The organism is Pseudomonas putida, assembly GCF_002741075.1.
In the GTDB taxonomy this organism is placed as follows: Bacteria; Pseudomonadota; Gammaproteobacteria; order Pseudomonadales; family Pseudomonadaceae; genus Aquipseudomonas; species Aquipseudomonas putida_T.
Genome location: NZ_CP016634.1, coordinates 2,514,696 through 2,534,459, shown reverse-complemented (window position 1 = coordinate 2,534,459; position 19,764 = coordinate 2,514,696). Strand labels below are relative to the sequence as shown.

General features: G+C 62.3%; 18 protein-coding genes. 9 read left to right on the top strand and 9 right to left on the bottom strand.

Features of this window, described 5'->3' with window-relative positions; translation table 11 throughout:
- Positions 1-9: 9 nt before the first annotated feature.
- The 4 genes from IEC33019_RS11760 to IEC33019_RS11745 all read right to left on the bottom strand — a co-directional run bounded on the left by IEC33019_RS11760 (position 10) and on the right by IEC33019_RS11745 (position 4,225).
- The gene (locus tag IEC33019_RS11760; RefSeq protein ID WP_043209159.1) at positions 10-423 is read right to left on the bottom strand and encodes an NADH-quinone oxidoreductase subunit A; all 414 of its coding nucleotides are present in this window, start codon (positions 421-423) and stop codon (positions 10-12) included.
- A 381-nt stretch (positions 424-804) separates the two neighbouring features.
- Positions 805-1,470, bottom strand: coding sequence for a lysoplasmalogenase (locus IEC33019_RS11755; RefSeq protein ID WP_070091874.1), 666 nt, complete (start codon positions 1,468-1,470; stop codon positions 805-807).
- Positions 1,471-1,677: 207 nt separating this feature from the next.
- Entirely contained in the window at positions 1,678-3,003 is a 1,326-nt protein-coding gene (aceA, locus tag IEC33019_RS11750) for an isocitrate lyase (RefSeq protein WP_070091873.1), read from the bottom strand.
- A 487-nt stretch (positions 3,004-3,490) separates the two neighbouring features.
- Positions 3,491-4,225 (bottom strand): secretin N-terminal domain-containing protein, encoded by a 735-nt coding sequence (locus IEC33019_RS11745; protein ID WP_070091913.1) that lies wholly within the window; start codon positions 4,223-4,225, stop codon positions 3,491-3,493.
- A 213-nt stretch (positions 4,226-4,438) separates the two neighbouring features.
- Here IEC33019_RS11745 and IEC33019_RS11740 point away from each other — a divergent pair, with 213 nt between their 5' ends.
- A complete protein-coding gene (locus tag IEC33019_RS11740) occupies positions 4,439-5,881 on the top strand; it encodes a SulP family inorganic anion transporter (RefSeq protein WP_070091872.1) in 1,443 nt (480 codons plus the stop codon).
- A 119-nt stretch (positions 5,882-6,000) separates the two neighbouring features.
- Here IEC33019_RS11740 and fusA read toward each other — a convergent pair whose 3' ends face one another.
- Positions 6,001-8,112, bottom strand: a complete 2,112-nt coding sequence (fusA, locus tag IEC33019_RS11735) for an elongation factor G (protein ID WP_070091871.1) — start codon at positions 8,110-8,112, stop codon at positions 6,001-6,003.
- A 149-nt stretch (positions 8,113-8,261) separates the two neighbouring features.
- On the opposite strand from fusA, the gene dsdA reads away from it, so the two are divergent.
- On the top strand, positions 8,262-9,623 hold the full coding sequence (dsdA, locus tag IEC33019_RS11730; protein ID WP_070091870.1) for a D-serine ammonia-lyase: 1,362 nt from the start codon (positions 8,262-8,264) through the stop codon (positions 9,621-9,623).
- Positions 9,624-9,645: 22 nt separating this feature from the next.
- On the opposite strand, the gene IEC33019_RS11725 is transcribed toward dsdA, so the two are convergent.
- Complete coding sequence (locus IEC33019_RS11725) at positions 9,646-10,074, bottom strand: hypothetical protein (protein WP_070091869.1); 429 nt, start codon at positions 10,072-10,074, stop codon at positions 9,646-9,648.
- Between the two features lie 205 nt (positions 10,075-10,279).
- Here IEC33019_RS11725 and IEC33019_RS11720 point away from each other — a divergent pair, with 205 nt between their 5' ends.
- Complete coding sequence (locus IEC33019_RS11720; RefSeq protein ID WP_043209175.1) at positions 10,280-10,579, top strand: hypothetical protein; 300 nt, start codon at positions 10,280-10,282, stop codon at positions 10,577-10,579.
- A 4-nt stretch (positions 10,580-10,583) separates the two neighbouring features.
- Here the strand turns inward: IEC33019_RS11720 and IEC33019_RS11715 are convergent, their stop codons facing one another.
- Both IEC33019_RS11715 and gcvA read right to left on the bottom strand, forming a co-directional pair.
- Complete coding sequence (locus IEC33019_RS11715) at positions 10,584-11,834, bottom strand: 2-aminoadipate transaminase (protein ID WP_070091868.1); 1,251 nt, start codon at positions 11,832-11,834, stop codon at positions 10,584-10,586.
- Between the two features lie 124 nt (positions 11,835-11,958).
- Positions 11,959-12,855 carry a transcriptional regulator GcvA gene (gene gcvA / locus IEC33019_RS11710; protein WP_070091867.1) on the bottom strand — a complete coding sequence of 299 codons (897 nt, stop codon included), beginning with the start codon at positions 12,853-12,855 and terminating at the stop codon, positions 11,959-11,961.
- Positions 12,856-13,204: 349 nt separating this feature from the next.
- On the opposite strand from gcvA, the gene IEC33019_RS11705 reads away from it, so the two are divergent.
- The 5 genes from IEC33019_RS11705 to IEC33019_RS11685 all read left to right on the top strand — a co-directional run bounded on the left by IEC33019_RS11705 (position 13,205) and on the right by IEC33019_RS11685 (position 17,596).
- A complete protein-coding gene (locus IEC33019_RS11705) occupies positions 13,205-14,590 on the top strand; it encodes an amino acid permease (RefSeq protein WP_070091866.1) in 1,386 nt (461 codons plus the stop codon).
- Positions 14,591-14,698: 108 nt separating this feature from the next.
- Complete coding sequence (locus tag IEC33019_RS11700; protein WP_070091865.1) at positions 14,699-15,196, top strand: PaaI family thioesterase; 498 nt, start codon at positions 14,699-14,701, stop codon at positions 15,194-15,196.
- Between the two features lie 312 nt (positions 15,197-15,508).
- Complete coding sequence (locus IEC33019_RS11695) at positions 15,509-15,904, top strand: DUF4398 domain-containing protein (protein ID WP_070091864.1); 396 nt, start codon at positions 15,509-15,511, stop codon at positions 15,902-15,904.
- Positions 15,905-15,914: 10 nt separating this feature from the next.
- Positions 15,915-16,688, top strand: a complete 774-nt coding sequence (locus IEC33019_RS11690) for an OmpA family protein (protein WP_070091863.1) — start codon at positions 15,915-15,917, stop codon at positions 16,686-16,688.
- A gap of 212 nt (positions 16,689-16,900) precedes the next feature.
- Positions 16,901-17,596, top strand: coding sequence for a glutathione S-transferase N-terminal domain-containing protein (locus IEC33019_RS11685; RefSeq protein ID WP_070091862.1), 696 nt, complete (start codon positions 16,901-16,903; stop codon positions 17,594-17,596).
- Between the two features lie 39 nt (positions 17,597-17,635).
- On the opposite strand, the gene IEC33019_RS11680 is transcribed toward IEC33019_RS11685, so the two are convergent.
- Complete coding sequence (locus tag IEC33019_RS11680) at positions 17,636-19,234, bottom strand: inorganic phosphate transporter (protein ID WP_070091861.1); 1,599 nt, start codon at positions 19,232-19,234, stop codon at positions 17,636-17,638.
- A 130-nt stretch (positions 19,235-19,364) separates the two neighbouring features.
- Here IEC33019_RS11680 and IEC33019_RS11675 point away from each other — a divergent pair, with 130 nt between their 5' ends.
- The gene (locus IEC33019_RS11675) at positions 19,365-19,751 is read left to right on the top strand and encodes a DUF488 domain-containing protein (protein ID WP_070091860.1); all 387 of its coding nucleotides are present in this window, start codon (positions 19,365-19,367) and stop codon (positions 19,749-19,751) included.
- Positions 19,752-19,764: the final 13 nt, after the last annotated feature.

Genomic DNA, 19,764 nt, shown 5'->3' with positions numbered 1-19,764 from the left:
GCCAAAGCCTCATTGTTTCAGCTTCGCTTGCCGCTTGCGGCGACCTTCGGGAGCCCAATCGAGCGCCCCGACGCGCCATAGGTAGACAAGACCAGCCAACAGAATTGCAATGAAAACGAGTGCTTCGACGAATCCGGTCCAGCCGCTTTCGCGGACGGACACAGACCATGCATACAGGAAAAGGGCTTCGATATCGAAGATCACGAACAGCATCGCGACCAGATAGAATTTTGCGGACAGGCGCAGGCGGGCGCTGCCGACGGGCAGCATGCCGGATTCGAAGGGTTCGTTCTTGGCGCGACCCCAGGCCTTGCTACCGAGCAGGCTGGAGAGGCCGAGCATGAAGGCACACAGGCCGACGACACCCAGGAGGAAGATGGCAAAGCCCCAGTTGTGGGCGATGAGTCCTACCGAATCGGACATGCTAGAAATCCTTATACAGAGACCCAGCTCTGCAGTCTGAAATAAGTAGAGCGGCGACGCGTGTCGCGGTTGCAGTGACCAAATGTCGCAGCTGAATCAATCGGGCTGATTTTATGGGTAAACCCGGAGCAAGTAAAATTTCTGTGGCAAATTTATTCGTAGGATTAAGAACAAAAATCTCTCGTAAATGGCTGAAACCCTTGAGTTTCGGGCATTGCGCACGCTTTTGTTAATTATGTTTCTTTAGGGACGTAAAGACCGTCCATCTATGTAATGATAATTAATATCATTTGAGCGGGTGTGTTGTTTTAAACCTGGCCTGACGCTTGCTAAGTTCAATTTTTCGGCCGGGTATCTTGCAAAATAAGAAAGCCTCTCGTTCTAGCAGCTAGGCTCGCGCCTTGTGCCGCTCTGCATCAATACTTTATCGATTGAGCTGCTGCGATGGATCGACGCAGCGATCGCCCATTGGCCGAGCCAGTAGGCGAGGATGATCAAAAATTGTGCGGCGGCGAAGGAGCTGACGAAGCGATCGATGCCGATCAGGCTGTCGGAGAGCACGAACAGGCTGGCCCCGATCGCGGCCAGTCCGCCACAGGCGAGCGCACGCCAGAGCATTGCACCGATCGCCAAGGCGTAAAGTGCCACGGGAATCAGCAAGGGCCCCAGGCCATGGCTTGCGAGCAGCCCGAACAGTGCGCCGGCGAGCAGCACGCACAGTGCCAGCGCAACCGGGGCGGGGCGCCGGGTGATGCGGCAATAGGCATGCAGGTAGGCCAGGTGGGCGCAGAAGAACGCTGCCAGGCCGAAGATGAACCAGTCGCGAGGGATCGCCAAGATGATATCGCCCAGCACCGAAAAGCCCAGGCCGATGCTGATCCAGCGGTTGTAGGGTGTGGCGGGCGCACTGCACAGCCAGGCGATCAAGGCGAGCACCGGCAACGGTTTGGTCAGCAAGGCGAGCAGGGTGTTGTCGCTGGCCAGTGCATATAGATAGAAGGCTGCCGCCGAAGCGGCGATGACGATCAGTTGGCTTGGACGGGGCATGGGCAGTCCTTGCTGCTGGGTAGCCACAAGCATAGACCCAGGTTGCCGGCGGTGCCGCGGCGCATTGCTGACTTGGCTACCTCCTACATGCTGATCGGAAATACCTGTAGGAACAGTGTGCCTGCCATCGCGCGCGGTGCATCCTTGATAAAGAAGAAAGGCCCGACACCTTTGCAGGGGCGGGCCTCGCTTTAGGGCAGGTCACACTCAGTGGAACTGCTCTTCCTCGGTCGAGCCGGTCAGGGCGGTCACCGACGAAGCGCCACCTTGGATCACGGTGGTCATGTCGTCGAAGTAGCCGGTGCCGACTTCCTGCTGGTGCGCCACGAAAGTGTAGCCTTTGTTGGCGTCAGCGAACTCCTGCTCCTGCAGCTTGACGTAGGCGGTCATGTCGTTGCGGGCGTAGTCGTGCGCCAGGTTGAACATGCCGTGCCACATGTTGTGGATGCCTGCCAGGGTGATGAACTGGTGCTTGTAGCCCATGGCCGACAGTTCGCGCTGGAACTTGGCGATGGTGGCGTCGTCCAGGTTCTTCTTCCAGTTGAAGGACGGCGAGCAGTTGTACGACAGGATCTGGTCCGGGTATTCCTTCTTGATCGCCTCGGCGAAGCGGCGGGCTTCTTCCAAGTCCGGCTTGGCGGTTTCACACCAGATCAGGTCGGCGTACGGCGCATACGCCAGACCGCGGGCGATGGCTTGGTCGAGGCCGGCGCGGACTTTGTAGAAGCCTTCGCGGGTACGCTCGCCGATCACGAACGGCTGGTCGTATGGGTCGCAGTCGCTGGTCAGCAGGTCAGCGGCGTTGGCATCGGTACGGGCCAGGATGATGGTCGGTACGCCAGCCACGTCCGCTGCCAGGCGGGCGGCAACGAGTTTCTGCACCGCTTCCTGGGTTGGGACCAGTACTTTGCCGCCCATGTGGCCGCACTTTTTCACCGAGGCCAGCTGGTCTTCGAAGTGAACGCCGGCAGCGCCTGCTTCGATCATGTTCTTCATCAGTTCGTAGGCGTTCAGCACGCCGCCGAAACCGGCTTCGGCGTCCGCCACGATCGGTGCGAAGTAGTCGATGTAGCCGTCGTCGCCTGGGTTCTTGCCCGCTTTCCATTGGATCTGGTCGGCACGGCGGAAGGCGTTGTTGATGCGCTTGACCACGGTCGGAACCGAGTCGACCGGGTACAGCGACTGGTCAGGGTACATGGACTCGGCCGAGTTGTTGTCGGCGGCCACCTGCCAGCCAGACAGGTAGATGGCCTGGATGCCGGCCTTGACCTGCTGGACTGCCTGGCCACCGGTCAGGGCGCCCATGCAGTTGACGAAATCTTTTTCAGGGCGGAAGGACGGGTGGGCACCTTCGGTGACCAGCTTCCACAGTTTCTCTGCACCCTGGCGGGCGAAAGTGTGCTCCGGCTGCAGGGAACCACGCAGGCGGACGACATCGGCGGCGGTATAGGTACGGGTCACGCCTTTCCAGCGCGGGTTCTCGGCCCAGTCTTTCTCAAGGGCTGCAATTTGCTGTTCGCGTGTCAGTGCCATGGAAATAAAACCTCGTCGCATCAGTCTTTTGAAGTAGGTGCTTGTGCTCTGCGGGTCAGAAGCCTGGCGGCTGTCTTGTCCGACGGAGGGTGATTGCAGGCGAGAAGGCTCGAAGGGGAAGGGGGCAGGGCCGGGCGAGGTGTGGCGGCAGGTCGGCTCGTGGATGCCTTGCTGCGGTGCGACAGGACTGCCAGGTACTGCGGTGATGCGCTTCCGTCCCTCGGGACAACTTCTTCGTTGCAGTCACTATCCCGTCGAACCGCCTTGTGGGCCGTATAGACACGAGACGCCTCCAAGGGTAGGGAGGAGCGCGTCTCGAAGGCGCTTGCCAGGGCCTCTGATTAGCGGGAGCGAGGCCATCATGCCCTTGGGAAAAAGTACCTGTCAAATGTTTTGTAGTGCTTTTTTTCGCTTACTACATCTTTGGTCTAATGAGACTCTTCGGTCAGTTTCAAGGCCTTTGGTCGAGGCCTTGAATTGCCTGGGATCAGTCAAGAAGGTCGACTTTGACGCGCAATGTCATGTTTTCACCCCGTTGGGTGCTGTAGGTGTAGCGCGATGCGCCGCGGTCAGCTTGGCTCTGCTGATTGAACCCGGCCAGGGTGATCCACTCGCCGAGCTTGCCGGTGACAGTCGTGTCGGTGCTTTGAACTTTTACTACATCCTGACGTTCAAGGCTCATTCGGTCGTTATTGGTGCTTATTTGCAGGCGAACCGTGTCGCCGCTGAGGCTTGGCGTGACATAGAAACCCTGGGTGACATTGCGGTACTCGGTGTCGCTCTGGATGCGCCCGTAGCCATCGGTGCTGGTACTGGTGATGGGGATGCTCTGACCAACCTGGATCAACGCCGGCTGGCCTTCGCTGGCTTGGATCTGCTGCATCCCGCCGTCACGGTTGCTGGTGCCGTAATGGATGATGCGGGCATTGCCACGGTTGTCCTGGAAGTTGCTGTCGTCGTTGTCAACGCTGATCAACAGGCGCTTGGGCGCGGTGTCGAGCTGTTGCAGCAAGGCGCGCAGGTCATCGACGCGCTCGGGGCTGGCGTTGACGATCAGCTTGTTCTCGAAGGCGCTGACGGTGCCGTCCTTGCCCAGGAATGACTGAGCGGTCGGCAGCAGTTCGGCGCTGGTGCGATGCTGCAGTGGCAGCACCTCGGTGGCGGCCTGGGCGGTGAGGCTGGCGACCAGCAGGAGGGAGGCGATGAAGGGGCGTAGCGGCATGTCCATGATCTCCGCGGGTGGAATGATCATGATGGCAAATTTGTCGCGCATCTGCTGGTTCTGGATCACAGGCTGGGCACCTGTTGTGTGTTTGGGGCGTGCGAATGCGCTGAAGTGCCAGGCGGTGGTCGCTGCTGGACAAATCTCGTAACATCGCGCCCCTCGATTTTCAGCCCGGTTCGCCTCTGGATCCGGACACGACACAGGACCCTCATGAAACCCGCCCGTCTTCGCGCCGATTTGCTCGCCGGCCTGACCACCTCTTTCGCCTTGGTGCCCGAGTGCATCGCCTTCGCCTTGGTGGCCCACCTCAACCCTCTCATGGGCCTGTACGGCGCCTTCATCATCTGCACCCTGACCGCACTGTTCGGCGGTCGCCCCGGGATGATCTCCGGCGCTGCAGGTTCCATGGCTGTGGTGATCGTCGCCCTGGTGGTGCAGCACGGTGCCCAGTACCTGTTGGCCACGGTGCTGCTCGGCGGGATGGTGATGATCCTGTTCGGTCTACTGCGCCTGGGCAAGCTGGTGCGCCTGGTGCCGTATCCGGTGATGCTCGGGTTCGTCAATGGCCTGGCGATCGTCATTGCCCTGGCCCAGTTGGAGCATTTCAAGGACGGTGAGCATTGGCTCAGCGGCGCCCCGCTGTACCTGATGGTCGGCCTGGTGGCGCTGACCATGCTGGTGGTCTACGTGCTGCCGCGCCTGACCCGCGCTGTACCCCCGGCGCTGGTCGCGATCCTTGGGGTTGGCCTGCTGGTCTATCTGCTCGGCCTGCCAACCCGCACCTTGGGCGACATGGCGCACATTGCCGGCGGCCTGCCACGGTTGGCCCTGCCAGAGGTGCCGTGGAGCCTCGAAACGCTGAAGATCATCGCGCCCTATGCTGTGTTGATGGCGATGGTCGGCTTGCTGGAAACCCTGTTGACCTTGAACCTCACCGACGAAATCACCGAAAGCCGTGGCTATCCTGATCGCGAGTGCGTGGCCCTAGGGGCGGCGAACATGGTCTCGGGCTTGTGTGGCGGCATGGGGGGCTGCGCGATGATCGGCCAGACCGTGATCAACCTCAGTTCCAATGGCCGCGGCCGGCTGTCAGGCGTGGTGGCGGGCGGGATGATCCTGCTGTTCGTGCTGTTCCTGTCGCCATTGATCGAGCGTATCCCGCTGGCGGCGTTGGTCGGCGTGATGTTTGTGGTCGCCCAGCAGACCTTTGCCTGGGCTTCGCTGCGGGTGTTGCGCAAGGTGCCGATCAGTGACGTGCTGGCGATCATCGCGGTGACGGTGGTGACGGTATTTACCGACCTTGCGACTGCCGTGCTGTTCGGCATCGTCATCGCCGCGATCAACTTTGCCTGGCAGCACGCCCGCGACCTCTATGCCGACAGCCATCTGGACGAGGAGGGCGGCAAGGTCTATCAGGTGCACGGCACGCTGTTCTTCGCCTCGACCACGCCATTTCTCGATCAGTTCGACACCGCACAGGATCCGGCCAGCGTGACCCTGGACTGCAAGCACCTGCGCTTTGTCGACTACTCTGCGATCGCGGCCTTGAAGACCCTGCGCGAGCGTTATGCCAAGGCTGGCAAGCACCTGCGTGTGGTGCACCTGTCGGAGCGCTGCAAGAAGCTGCTCAAGCGGGCGGGCGAGCAGCATTGAGGAGGGGCGCTGCGCCGCCCCCCTTCGCGGGTAAACGCTTCTACAGGTCGATAGCGCCGCTATAGCTGTAGGAGCGGGTTTACCCGCGAAGGCGTCAGACCAGCCACTCGAAAACGGGATTACTCTCCCTTGTTCTTCTTGACGATGCTGTCGGCGATGCTCGCCGGCGCCTCGGCATACTTGGTGAACTCCATCGAGTAACTGGCCCGGCCCTGGGTCATCGAGCGCATGTCGGTGGAGTAGCCGAACATCTCGCCCAATGGCACCTCGGCGCGGATCACCTTGCCTGCGGGGCTGTCCTCCGAGCCCTGGATCATGCCGCGGCGACGGCTCAGGTCGCCCATGATGTCGCCCAGGTATTCCTCGGGCGTGACCACCTCGACCTTCATCACCGGCTCAAGTAGCACGGCGCCGCCTTTCTGGGCCAATTGCTTGGTGGCCATGGACGCGGCGATCTTGTAGGCCATTTCGTTGGAGTCCACGTCGTGGTACGAGCCATCGTATACCGCGGCCTTGAGGCTGATCAGCGGGTAGCCGGCCAGCACGCCGTTCTGCATCTGCTCCTCGATGCCCTTCTGGATCGCGGGGATGTACTCACGCGGCACCACGCCGCCGACGATCTCGTTGATGAACTCCAGGCCTTCCTTGCCCTCTTCGCCGGGTGCAAAGCGGATCCAGCAGTGACCATACTGGCCGCGTCCGCCGGATTGGCGGATGAAGCGACCCTCGATTTCGCAGGTATTTCGGATTTTCTCGCGGTAGGCCACCTGGGGCTTGCCGATATTGGCCTCGACGTTGAACTCCCGGCGCATGCGATCGACGATGATGTCCAGGTGCAGCTCACCCATGCCGGAGATGATCGTCTGACCGGTTTCCTCGTCGGTCTTGACCCGGAACGAGGGGTCTTCCTGGGCCAGCTTGCCCAGGGCGATGCCCATTTTTTCCTGGTCGGCTTTGGTCTTGGGCTCAACGGCCACGGAAATCACCGGGTCGGGGAAGTCCATACGTTCGAGGATGATCGGCTTGTTCATGTCGCACAGGGTGTCGCCGGTGGTGACATCCTTCATGCCGATCAGTGCGGCGATGTCGCCGGCACAGACGTTCTTGATCTCGGCGCGCTGGTTGGCATGCATCTGCACCATGCGCCCGACACGTTCCTTCTTACCCTTGACCGAGTTGAGCACCGCGTCACCGGAGCTGAGCACGCCTGAGTACACCCGGGCGAAGGTCAGGGTGCCGACGAAGGGGTCGGTGGCGATCTTGAAGGCCAAGGCCGAGAACGGCTCGTTGTCGTCGGCGTGGCGCTCCAGATGCTTTTCTTCGTCGTCCGGGTCGGTGCCGTTGATCGCCGGAATCTCGCTAGGGGCGGGCAGGTAGTCGATCACCGCATCGAGCATCAGCGGTACGCCTTTGTTCTTGAAGGAAGAACCGAGGATGGTGGGCACGATCTCGTTGGCCAGGGTGCGCTGGCGCAGGCCGGCCTTGATCTCATCGATGCTCAGCGCTTCGCCCTCGAGGAACTTCATGGTCAGTTCGTCGTTGGCCTCGGCAGCGGCTTCGACCATGTGCGCTCGCCACTCATCGGCCAGGGCGCGCAGCTCTGCGGGTATCTCTTCTTCGCGATAGCTGGTGCCTTGGTCGGCGTCGTTCCAGTAGATGGCTTTCATCTTCACCAGGTCGATCTGCCCCTCGAAGTGCTCCTCGCTGCCGATCGCCAGTTGGATTGGCACCGGGTGGTGTCCCAGGCGCTGGTCGATCTGCTTGACCACCCGCAGGAAGTCCGCGCCCTGGCGGTCCATCTTGTTGATATAGGCCAGGCGTGGCACGTGGTATTTGTTGGCCTGGCGCCAGACCGTCTCGGACTGCGGCTCGACGCCGTCGGCGCCGCTGAACACCACCACCGCCCCGTCGAGCACACGCAGCGAGCGCTCCACCTCGATGGTGAAGTCGACGTGGCCGGGGGTGTCGATGATGTTGAAGCGGTACTTGTCGGCAAATTGCTTGGTCGAGCCCTGCCAGAACGCCGTGGTCGCCGCCGAGGTGATGGTGATGCCGCGCTCCTGTTCCTGGGCCATCCAGTCCATGGTGGCGGCACCGTCATGAACTTCGCCCATCTTGTGGTTGACCCCGGTGTAGAACAGGATGCGTTCGGTGGTGGTGGTCTTGCCGGCGTCCACGTGGGCGACGATGCCGATGTTGCGGTACAGCTCGATGGGAGTCGTGCGGGCCATGGTCATTCACCTGTGGGTGAGCGGGTTCTCCCAAGGTAGCAGACGATGGCGACCCTGATGGGGGGCTGGGTAAGTATCCGACGGTTGCCAAGGGGCGCTCATGTGCCGCCTAATCCAGGCTTTGCCTACTGATTCGGCTGGAGTCGCCCATGGCCCTCGAAGTACCGCTGCAGACCTGGTGTCAGCAGCACCCGCTGATCGCCGACCTGGTGCGCCACGCCCCGGTCACCTGGTTCAATCCTGGTGTCGCACCGTGCGCCCAGGCCCTGGGCGATGTACCGCTGGGGGCGAGCGATATCGCCGAGGCCAGCGCCCGGTTGACGCGTTTCGCACCGTTCATCGCCTCTGCCTTTGCGCAGACCCAGGCGGCCGGGGGGCTGATCGAATCGCCGTTGTTGCCCTTGCCCAGCCTGCAGGCTGTCTTGTGCGATGAGCTCCATATCGCGCCCGTCGGCTCGCTTTGGCTCAAGGCCGACAACCTGCTGCCCATCTCCGGGTCGATCAAGGCTCGTGGCGGCATCTATGAAGTGCTCAAGCATGCCGAGGACCTGGCCCTGGCCGGCGGCCTGCTCAAACCGGGGGACGATTACGCCGCGCTCGACAGCGATGCGGCCCGGGCCTTCTTCGGCCAGTACAGCATCGCTGTGGGTTCGACCGGCAACCTGGGGTTGTCCATCGGTGTCATGGGGGCGCGTCTGGGGTTCCGGACGACGGTACACATGTCCGCCGATGCCCGTCAGTGGAAGAAGGATCGCTTGCGGGCCTGTGGCGTCGAGGTGCGCGAGTACGATGCCGACTACGGGGTAGCGGTCGAGCAGGGACGGCGCGAAGCCGATGCCGATCCCAACTGCCACTTCGTCGATGACGAAAATTCCACCGACCTGTTCCTGGGCTATGCCGTGGCGGCCGAACGCCTGCGCGGGCAGTTTCAGGCGGCGGGCATCGTCGTCGATGCCGAGCATCCGCTGTTCGTCTATCTGCCCTGCGGCGTGGGCGGCGGTCCAGGAGGCGTGGCCTTTGGCTTGAAGCAGGCATTTGGCGATGCGGTGCATTGCCTGTTCGCCGAGCCCAGCCATTCGCCGTGCATGCTGTTGGGGGTGTACACCGGTTTGCATGAGCAGGTGTCGGTCTATGACTTCGGCCTGGACAACCACACCGCCGCCGACGGGCTGGCGGTCGGAAGGCCCTCAGGGTTCGTCGGGCGGGCCATGCAGCGTCTGATCGACGGCTACTACACCGTCAGCGATGCCGAACTGTTCCGCCTGTTGGCGCTGATGGAGAAACTCGAAGGGCTGGCGTTGGAGCCATCGGCGCTGGCGGGTGTGCCGGGCATGGGGCGCGTGTTGCTGGAGAACCAAGGCTATCGCCAGCGTCTGGGGCTGGATGAACAGCGCATGGCCAATGCCACGCATCTGGTCTGGGCGACGGGTGGCAGTATGGTGCCGCGTGAGGAAATGGACGCCTATTTGGAAAAGGGCCGCGCCATCGTGCATGGCCGCCAAGGGCAGTGACCCCGGCGGCCAGGCGCCCGGGTCAGTCGGCCAGGGCTTGCAGTTGCCACTGGCCGTCGGCTTCGCGGGCCAGGCCGCTGGCCGCCAGCAGGGCCAGCAGGCGCTCGTGCAGGGCGGCGTCGGTGAACGTCTTGACGGTGGTCAGGTCTAGCGCGCCAGTCAGTGGCAGATCGTTCTTGGTGTAGGACAGCCAGGCTTTCTTCAGCACCAGCAGAACATCGCTGCCCGCGGTGTTGGCGAAGCGTCGGTGCAGGGTACGGCCTTCGAGGTCGAAGGTGTGCTGGTGGCTGTAGCCGCTTTCGTCGCCGCCCAGTTCCAGGCAGCGGTGGCAACGGCAGGCGCCTTCGCCGAAGGCATTGCGCAGGTAGGCGTTGAAGTCCACGACGGGCTTGAGACTCAGGCGTTTGTCGACTTCGAACAAGTCGGCGATCAGGGGTTCTTCGGCGCTCACTCGGGATCCTCGTGTGGTGGGGCGTGCATCGGCGGGCACCCTAACAGATTTCGGTCCCGCGGTCTCTGGGACGAGCAGAGGTCCGCGAACGAGCGGTTCGATCGGGCAAATGCGAGCGCGGTACTCGCGCGCGGGCATCGCCTGCCGTAACCTACGCACCCTTGGCGCCCGATGCGCCCGTCCCTTTTCCTGCGAGGCACCTCGATTGAGCAAGTACCCCTACATCGCCACCGTAACCGTCAGCGCCGAAGACCGTGGGGGTGACGCCGAAGCCATGGAAAACCCCAACATGCGTGTGGGCCTGGAAGCGGTCACCGAAACCCTCAAGAAGGTGCACTTCGTCGGCACCCTGGCCGCACCGGAAAAATCCGCCACGCATATCTGCGTGACGCTGGAGAACGGCCTGACCTACTACGGCCCGATCGTCAATGGCCACGCCGAACTCGAAGGCGGCTGGATCGCCTTCGAGTCCGACATGCTCACCCCCGAAGAGTTGGGCCTCTAAGGTCTCAGCCCAGCGCCGCCAGGCACTCCTCCAGGATATCCAGGCCTTCGTCGAGCACCTGCGGCTCGATCGTCAGCGGCGCCAGCAGGCGAATGATGTGCCGTGCCTTGCCACTGGGCATCAGCAGCAGGCCTTTGGCGCGGGCCGACTCGAGTACCTTGGCCAGTTGGGCCGGCGCGGGGCTGCCGTCGGCGTTGACCAGCTCCAGCCCACGCATCGCGCCGATGCCGGTCAGGCGGCCTAGTGCCGACGTCAGCCCAGTGGCCTTCCACCGCGCGTAGCGGCCAACGATGGCCTGTTCCTGGCGCTCTCCCCAGCTCGCGAGATGCTCGTCGGTCATCTGCTCCAGGCTGGCCAAGGCCGCCGCGCAGGCGATCGGGTTGCCTGAATAGGTGCCGCCCAGGCCGCCCTTGGGCAGCGAGTCCATGATCGCCTTGCGACCGACCACAGCGCCCAGCGGCATGCCCCCGGCAATACTCTTGGCCAACAGCAGCAAGTCAGGCTCGATGCCCAGACGAGGGAAGGCGAAGCGCTGACCGGTGCGGCCGAAGCCAGACTGGATCTCGTCGATGATGATCAGGATGCCGTGGTCGTCGCAGAAGCGGCGCAATGCCTGGGCGAAGCTGGGGTCTAGCGCCAGGAAGCCGCCTTCGCCTTGGACGGGCTCGAAGATGAACGCTGCGACGTCCTCCACCGCCAGTTCCACGCTGAACAAGCGCTCCATGGCCTTGAGCGCCTGCTCGCAAGTGACGCCGGTGTCAGCGCTGGGGTAGGGCAAATGATAGACCGGCCCGGGCAGTTCACCCACCCGTTGCTTGTACGGTGCGACCTTGCCGTTGAGGTTGAGGGTGGCCAGGGTACGACCATGGAAACCGCCGTCGAAGGCGACGATGGCGCGCTTGCCGGTGGCCCCGCGTGCCACTTTCAGTGCGTTTTCCGCCGCTTCCGCGCCGCTGTTGGTGAGCATGCCTGCCAGTGGATAGCTCACCGGCACGAAATGCTGCAAGCGCTCCATCAGCGCCAGGTAGGGACCATGGGGGGCCGCATTGAAGGCGTAGTGGGTCAGACGTGTGGCCTGGGTTTGAATGGCTTGGACCACGGCCGGGTTGCAATGGCCCAGGTTCAGTACGCCGATACCGCCGACAAAGTCGATATAACGGGTGCCGTCGGTGTCCCAGACTTCGGCATTGCGGCCATGGGAAAGTGTAATCGGGTGAACAATTGCAATGGACTGGCTGATACTTTCCTGATTCATGTGCACGCAAACCTTGGTTTGATTTTCTTATTATCCAAGCGCGAAGAAGTGTTGTTTCACAAACGAATTATTCGATTGCGGTCATTCCAAAAACTATGGGAAATCCGGCCCCACGGTGATCCCTTCAGTCGCCCTGTGCCACCCGTTCCAGGATCCACTGCACGAACGCCCGCACCTTCGGTACCTCCGCCGCATGCTCGGCGTGGGCGATGAAGTGCTTGCCATTGCTGGGCACCGGATGGTCCCAGGCCACCACCAACTTGCCTTCGGCCAGCTCCTCGGCCACCAGATAGCGGGGGATCAGGGCAATGCCACAGCCTGCAATGGCGGCGCGGATGCACAGGTAGAACGTGTCGAAACGGGGGCCGTGGTAGCTGTTCTCACTGTGCAGCCCAAGGCCCAGGAACCACTCGTGCCAAGCCTCCGGCCGCGAAGCGCATTGCAGCAGGCGGTGCTCGGTCAATGCTGCGGCGCTGTCGAAGCGGTGCTGGGCGCGTAGCGACGGCGCGCATACCGGTACCACCTCCTCGCTGAACAGCTCGAGGCAGGTGGCTCCAGGCCAGGTACCCTGGCCGAAGAAGAATGCGATGTCGGCCCTGGCCTGCACCAGGTCGAATGGCTCCAGTTCGTTGCGGATATCCAGGTGGATGCGCGGGTGACGATCACCGAAGCCCTTGAGCCTGGGCACCAGCCAGCGGGCGCCGAACGTCGGCTGGGTGGCGATGCGCAGCACTTCGGTTTCATCGCCATAGCTGAGGATGTAGCGGCTGGAGATGTCGATCTGGGTGAGGATCTTGTTCACCTCGGTCAGGTACAGTGCGCCGGCCGGCGTCAGTTGCAAGCGCCTGCGGATGCGCTGGAACAGTGGGTGAGCAAGCATGTCCTCCAGTTGCGCCACTTGCTTGCTCACGGCGCTCTGGGTCAGGTGCAGTTCCTGCGCCGCCCGCGTGAAACTCAGGTGGCGGGCAGCTGCTTCGAAGCACTGCAAGGCGGTGGAAGAAGGCATCAGGCGTTTTGACATGAGCGGTGATTACCGAGTGAATTTGGAAGGATTTCATTCCCAAATGGAATCATGTGCTTCGAAAAGGTCGTTTGTTGGCCTCGTCTTATTAGATTAATACTGACCTGCATCAACGATGACAACCCGCTGTTGAAACAGGAGAAGAACAATGACTGTCGACGCGCTCGAACGTCTCGGCGTGCCTGAATTTTTATTTGCCCTCGGTGACCACCAGTGTCCGACTGCACGGCATCGTTAAAGGCCTGTGCCTGATCTGACGAAAACAACAAGAACAAGAAAGCAACGCTATTTTGCCTTCTGCTCCCTTTTCAGCCGCCGCTTGCGGCGGCCGACCCATCGAGGGTTCCCCATGGCATCGCCACACCCAAAGAAACAGCGCTCACTGCAGCATGGCCTGACCTCGCGCCAGGTTTCCATGATTTCCATCGCCGGCATCATCGGGGCCGGTCTGTTCATCGGCTCTTCCAACGCCATCGCCACCGCGGGCCCCGCGATCCTGATCTCCTACGCCATGACGGGTTTGCTGGTCTTGCTGGTGATGCGCATGCTGGGCGAAATGGCCATTGCCAACCCCAACAGCGGTTCATTCTCCACCTATGCCGCCGAGGCTATTGGGCCATGGGCGGGTTTCACCATTGGCTGGCTGTACTGGTGGTTTTGGGTGCTGATCATTCCGGTCGAAGCTATTGCCGGCGCGGACATCCTCCATGCGTACTTCCCCGGCGTGCCGTCCTGGTTGTTCGCGTTCCTGATCATGGTCGTGCTGTCGGCCACCAACCTGATCAGCGTGAAGAATTTCGGTGAATTCGAGTACTGGTTCGCGCTGGTCAAAGTGATCGCCATCCTTGCTTTCATCGGCGTCTGCAGCATGGCGGTGTTCGGTGTCTGGCCGCTGGCGGAGGTCTCCGGTGTCAGCCACCTGTGGGCCAGTGGTGGTTTCATGCCCAACGGCTTTGGCACGGTGCTCGGCGGCGTGTTGATCACCATCTTCTCGTTCTTTGGCGCCGAGATCGTCACCATTGCCGCCGACGAGACCTCCAACCCGAAAGACAAGATTCGCCGCGCCACCAACCTGGTGGTGTATCGCATCGCCATCTTCTACCTGGCCTCGATCTTCCTGGTGGTGTCGTTGGTGGCCTGGAATGACCCGGGCCTGAAGGCGGTGGGGTCCTTCCAGCGCGTACTCGAGGTCCTGAATGTGCCAGGGGCCAAGCTCATGGTTGACCTGGTGGTGCTGGTGGCGGTCACCAGCTGCATGAACTCCGGTCTCTATACCGCCTCGCGCATGCTCTACTCGCTGGGCGCGCGTGGTGAGGCACCGCGGATGATCAAGCGCATCTCCGGCAATGGCGTGCCGACCGTGGCAGTGGTGCTGTCGACACTGGCGGGCTTCGTCGGCTGCTTCGTCAACTACGTGCTGCCTGGCAAGGTGTTCGGTTTCCTGTTGTCCACCACCGGCGCCATCGCCTTGTTGGTGTACCTGGTGATCGCCGTCTCGCAGTTGCGCATGCGTGCCCGTGCCGAACGCGAAGGCACGGAGCTTGCTCTGAAGATGTGGTTGTTCCCTTGGCTCACCTGGCTGGTGATCGGGCTGATCGTCATGGTGCTGGGCTACATGCTGTTCAGCGATGCCTACCGCTACGAGACCTTGATGACGGCGGGGGTGACCTGCTTCATCCTGCTGATCGCCTTGACCCGTCGGCGTGGGATGTCGGTGCTGGCTCCGACTCATTGATCGGCAGTGGAAACGGGGCTGCCAGCGCAGCCTCGTCATTGGCGGGGAAGGGGCAGGGCGCTACCATCGGTGGCGTCTTCTTCGTCTAACAACAAGCACAGGACGCGTATGAACGAACACGTACTTTCCCTGCAGGAACTGGCCGCCCCGGAGGGTACCTGCTATGGCTGTGGCTGCTCGCACCCCAGCGGCCTGCACATCAAGAGCCATTGGGATGAGGATGGTGTCCACCTGATCTGTCGTCACTCGCCTGACAGCGGTTTTATCGGCTGGCCTGGGCTGGTCTATGGGGGCTTCCTGGCCATGCTGGTGGATTGCCATTCCAACTGGACGGCCATGGCCTATCACTACCGGGCCGAGGGGCGCGAAGCGGGGAGCCTGCCGCGTATCGACTGCGTCACGGGCACGCTCAGCCTGACGTACCTCAAGCCCACCCCGATGGGCGTGGAACTGGTGCTCAAGGCGCGTGTGGAGGGTGAGGTCGGGCGCAAGACCCGGGTTATCTGCGAAGTCTGGGCGGGCGATGTACTGACCGTGACGGCTGATTCAGTGTTCGTACGCGTGGATACCGAGAAGCTCAAACTCAAGGCTCATGGTTTGTCTTGAGTGCTGCTACCGGCAGGCGGTATTCAGCCGCCTGCCGAGTGTTCAACGTCTCAATTCGTTGAAAAACCTTACAGGTTTGCCAGTTGAGTCCGATGTGGCTCGTCCAGGGTTGTGAATAGGCTGGTCTGGTTTTCACAACCGACGGTCCAGGATGTTCGTTTAATCCCACATCAAGCTCCCGATTCTCGCCTTCTCAATAAAAGGCGGGTTACTCCTGAGCATCCGCGACTTTTCCAATCCCCTGATGCGAACGCGTGCGTGATCGCGGCGGGAGCTCCGTGCCCATGCGTCCAGCACCGAGGAGTTGTTTTCATGCGTGCCAGATCCATCCGCAACCTCTTGCCTCTGGGCGGTCTGTTATTGGCCCTGGGCGGTTGCGCCAGTGTTGTCGTGCCGACCGAACAGATCGAGCTGACCCGTCATGCGGTCAATCGTGCCGTGGCCGCCGATGCGACCCAATATGCGCCTGTCGAAATGCGTGCGGCCCAGGACAAACTCAACGCCATGGAGCGGGCCTTGGGCCAACAGGACCTGGCTCAGGTCCGCACCCTCGCCGAACAAGCCGAGGCCGACGCCAGCTTCGCCGAGCGCAAGACTCAGGCGAGCAAGGCCCAGGCGCAACTCAACGCTGCCCGCGAAGGTATCGAAGTGCTCAAGCGGGAAATGCTCGAAGCCCCCGACACCCTGCCTGCCGTGACTGCCGAATAAGGAGCTGACCATGTCCAAATCGTATCTGTTGCCTTGTGCATCGGTGCTCGCACTGGCGCTGGCCGGTTGTAGTGCGACGCCAGAAAACGCAAACCTGCTGGAGGCCCGCGAGGCGTATTCGGTCCTGCAAGGCAAACCGGATGCCAGCCGCCTTGCCGCCCTGGAAACCCAGGAAGCCTACCGCGCCCTGGGCAAAGCCGAACTGGCCTCGCTCAAGGACCGCAAAGGGGAGCAGGTCGGGCAACTCGCCTATCTGGCCAACCGCAAGATCGAGACGGCCGAGCAGACCATCGTGCTGCGCCAGGCCGAAGCCGGCCTGCAGCGGATCGAGGCCCAGCGCACTGAGGCACGTCTTCAGGTGCGTACCGCCCAGCTCAAAGCGTTGCAATCGCTCAAGTCCAAGCAGACCGAGCGCGGTACCGTCGTGACGTTCGGCGATGTGCTGTTCGACACCGGTCGCGCGCAACTGCGTCCCAGCAGCGATCGCGATATCCAGAAGCTGGCCGCATTCCTGAACGACAACCCTGAACGCAAGGTGCTGGTCGAAGGCTTCACCGATGCCACCGGCAGCGATGCGTTCAACCAGAAACTGTCCGAACAGCGCGCGGCCTCCGTGGCGACGGCGTTGCGCCGTCAGGGTGTCGAGCCTGAGCGGATCACCACCGGCGGTTATGGCAAGGAGTACCCGGTTGCCTCCAATGCCGATGCGCAAGCCCGGCAGCTCAATCGCCGTGTGGAGGTGATCATCTCTCGGGGTGCAGAGCGCGTTCCGACGCGGTACTGATGTGACGGATGGCGCACCAGCGGGTGCGTCATCCGAAACACTGCACAGTCCTTGTGGGAGCGGGTTCACCCGCGAATGCGGTAGTGGATTCACCAACGTATTTGCGGGTAAACCCGCTCCTACAGATGGCGGCGAAAGCCCCAGTAACAACCGATGGCCAAACCACCGCGTTACCCCTACAGTGGTCATTTCCTCGTATTCAGGAAGTGCCCATGGCCGATCTCAGCGCTTTTCCCATCACCCGCAAGTGGCCGGCGCGTCATCCCGAGCGCCTGCAGTTGTATTCCTTGCCCACGCCCAACGGCGTCAAGGTCTCGATCATGCTGGAGGAGATCGGCCTGCCCTACGAGGTGCACAAGATCAGCTTCGACAACGATGACCAAATGAGCCCTGAGTTCATCTCGTTGAGCGCCAACAACAAGATTCCTGCCATCCTCGACCCCAACGGCCCGAACGGCCAGCCGTTGCCGTTGTTCGAGTCCGGCGCGATCCTGCAGTACCTGGCCGAGAAAACCGGCCAGTTGCTCAGCCAGGATCCGGCTACCCGCTACCAGACCCTCCAATGGCTGATGTTCCAGATGGGGGGCATCGGGCCGATGTTCGGTCAGGTCGGGTTCTTCCATTTCTTCGCTGGCAAGGATTACGAGGACAAGCGTCCGCGAGACCGTTATGTCAATGAATCGCGACGCCTGCTGGGCGTGCTCGACCGGCACCTGGCCGGGCGCGAATGGATGGTGGACACGTACAGCATCGCCGACATCGCCATCTTCCCTTGGGTGCGCAACCTGGTGGAGCGCTACAACGCACGGGAGCTGGTGCGGTTCGATGAGTTCAAGCAGGTGCGGCGGGTGCTGGAGGCCTTCCTGGCCCGGCCTGCGGTGCAGCGGGGCCTGAAGATTCCAGCCTGAACCCGCACGTGTTCAGGGTCGTGGTGCGGCCCTGAACCTTCAGAATACCTGGCACAGTAGCCAGTACAGGCATCCGGCCAGCAGCATGGCTGCCGGCAAGGTCAATACCCAGGCCATCAATAGATTGAACAGTGTCCGCCGCTGGATGCCCGACCCGTTCGCCACCATGGTGCCCGCGACGCCCGACGACAGCACATGGGTGGTCGATACCGGCAGGCCGAAAAGGTCCGCCGCGCCAATGGTGCACATGGCCACCACCTCCGCCGAGGCACCCTGGGCATAGCTCAGGTGGGTCTTGCCGATCTTTTCGCCCACGGTGACGACGATGCGTCGCCAGCCCACCATGGTGCCCAGGCCCAGTGCGATGGCGACCACTACCTTGACCCACAGCGGTATGTAGCGAGTGGCATCGTCCAATTGCTGTTTGAACACGCTTACCTGGCGATGGGTATCGGCATCGAAGCGTGCCAACTGTTGTTTGTCGATGATGCGGATGGTTTCGCTTGCCAGATACATGTCGTTGCGCACGTTGGCCATGGCTTCGGCTGGCACTCGGTTGAGGGAGCCATAGCCTTTGACCTGCTCGCCGATCATCCCGCTGAGTGCGGCCAATGCGGGGACCAGCTGCGGGCTCGCCTTGGGCTCGGCAATGAAGGCGATCAGCGCCTGGCGTGGGTCGGCCGGGGCGGCTTGAGGCGCACTGCGCACCAACGCTTGACGGGTGCTTTGGGCAACGGCGGAGAACTGTTGTGCCTGCTCGGTGGGCATGGTCTTGTTCAGCGCGTACGCCATCGGCAGGGTGCCGACCAGAATCAGCATGATCAGCCCCATGCCTTTCTGGCCGTCGTTGGATCCATGAGCGAACGACACGCCGGTGCAGGTCAGGATCAACACGCCGCGAATCCACCAAGGGGGAGGTGTCTGCCCTTGCGGTGCCTCGTACAGCTCACGACGCTTGACCAGCAGACGCAGTGCCAGCAACAGCAAGGCGGCGCAGGCGAAGCCAATCAGCGGCGAGAACAGCAGGGCATAACCCACCTTGCTCGCCTGGCTCCAGTCCACTCCGCTGGTGCCTGCGCGCCCATGCATCAGGGCGTTGGCCACGCCGACGCCGATGATCGAACCGATCAAGGTGTGTGAAGACGATGCAGGCAGGCCCAGCCACCAGGTGCCCAGGTTCCAGATGATCGCCGCCAGCAGCAGGGCGAACACCATGGCGAAGCCGGCCGTGGAGCCCACCTGCAGGATCAGCTCCACTGGCAGCAGCGCAATGATGGCGAATGCCACGGCGCCGCTGGACAGCAGCACCCCAAGGAAATTGCACAGGCCAGACCACACCACCGCCACCGGCGCTGGCAAGGAATGGGTATAGATCACCGTGGCGACCGCATTGGCCGTGTCATGGAAGCCATTGACGAACTCGAAACCCAGGGCGATCAGCAGCGCCAGGCCCAGCAGCAGGAAGGGAGTGAAGGTGGTGACGACGGTGCCGCTGGCGCTGACATCCTGTTTCAGGCTCCAGGCGGTGTAGGCCACTGCGGCCAGCAGCAGGCCGATGAACAACGTGAGGGTGGCGCGGCCGGGTCTGTGCGACAACTGCGGACGGGCGTCGCGGTTGGCCAGTGACGAGGTTGCCATGGGGGGCTCCGGGTGGCGTCGGGCAAAGATGCCAAGCGCTCAAAGCATAGAAGGCATTGCAGGGTTTGCACGTGACCTTGGTCAATGAAGGCCCTAGTCTGATAGGGAAGGCTTGTCATAGGAGAGCGCCGTGATCCGCTGCAAACGTGTCTACGATCCCATTGAGGCCGAGGATGGTCAGCGGGTGCTGGTCGATCGCCTGTGGCCGCGAAATAAACGCAGGGACGACCTCCACGGACAATGGTTGCGAGAGGTGGCGCCGACCGATGAACTGCGTAAGGCGTTTCATCATGGCGAGGTGGATTTCGCCGGTTTCACCCAGCGCTACCAGCAGGAGCTGGCGGCCCATCCCGAGCACTGGTACCCCCTGCTGGACCTCGCCGCCAAGGGCACCTTGACCTTGCTCTATGCCGGCAAGGACACCGAGCACAACAATGCCGTGGTGCTGGCCGGGTGGCTGGAGGATGAGCTCGAACGCCGCGGGCCAGGAAGCTCTCCGGTGTGCTATGCCCCCTAGATCGACTGCAGGA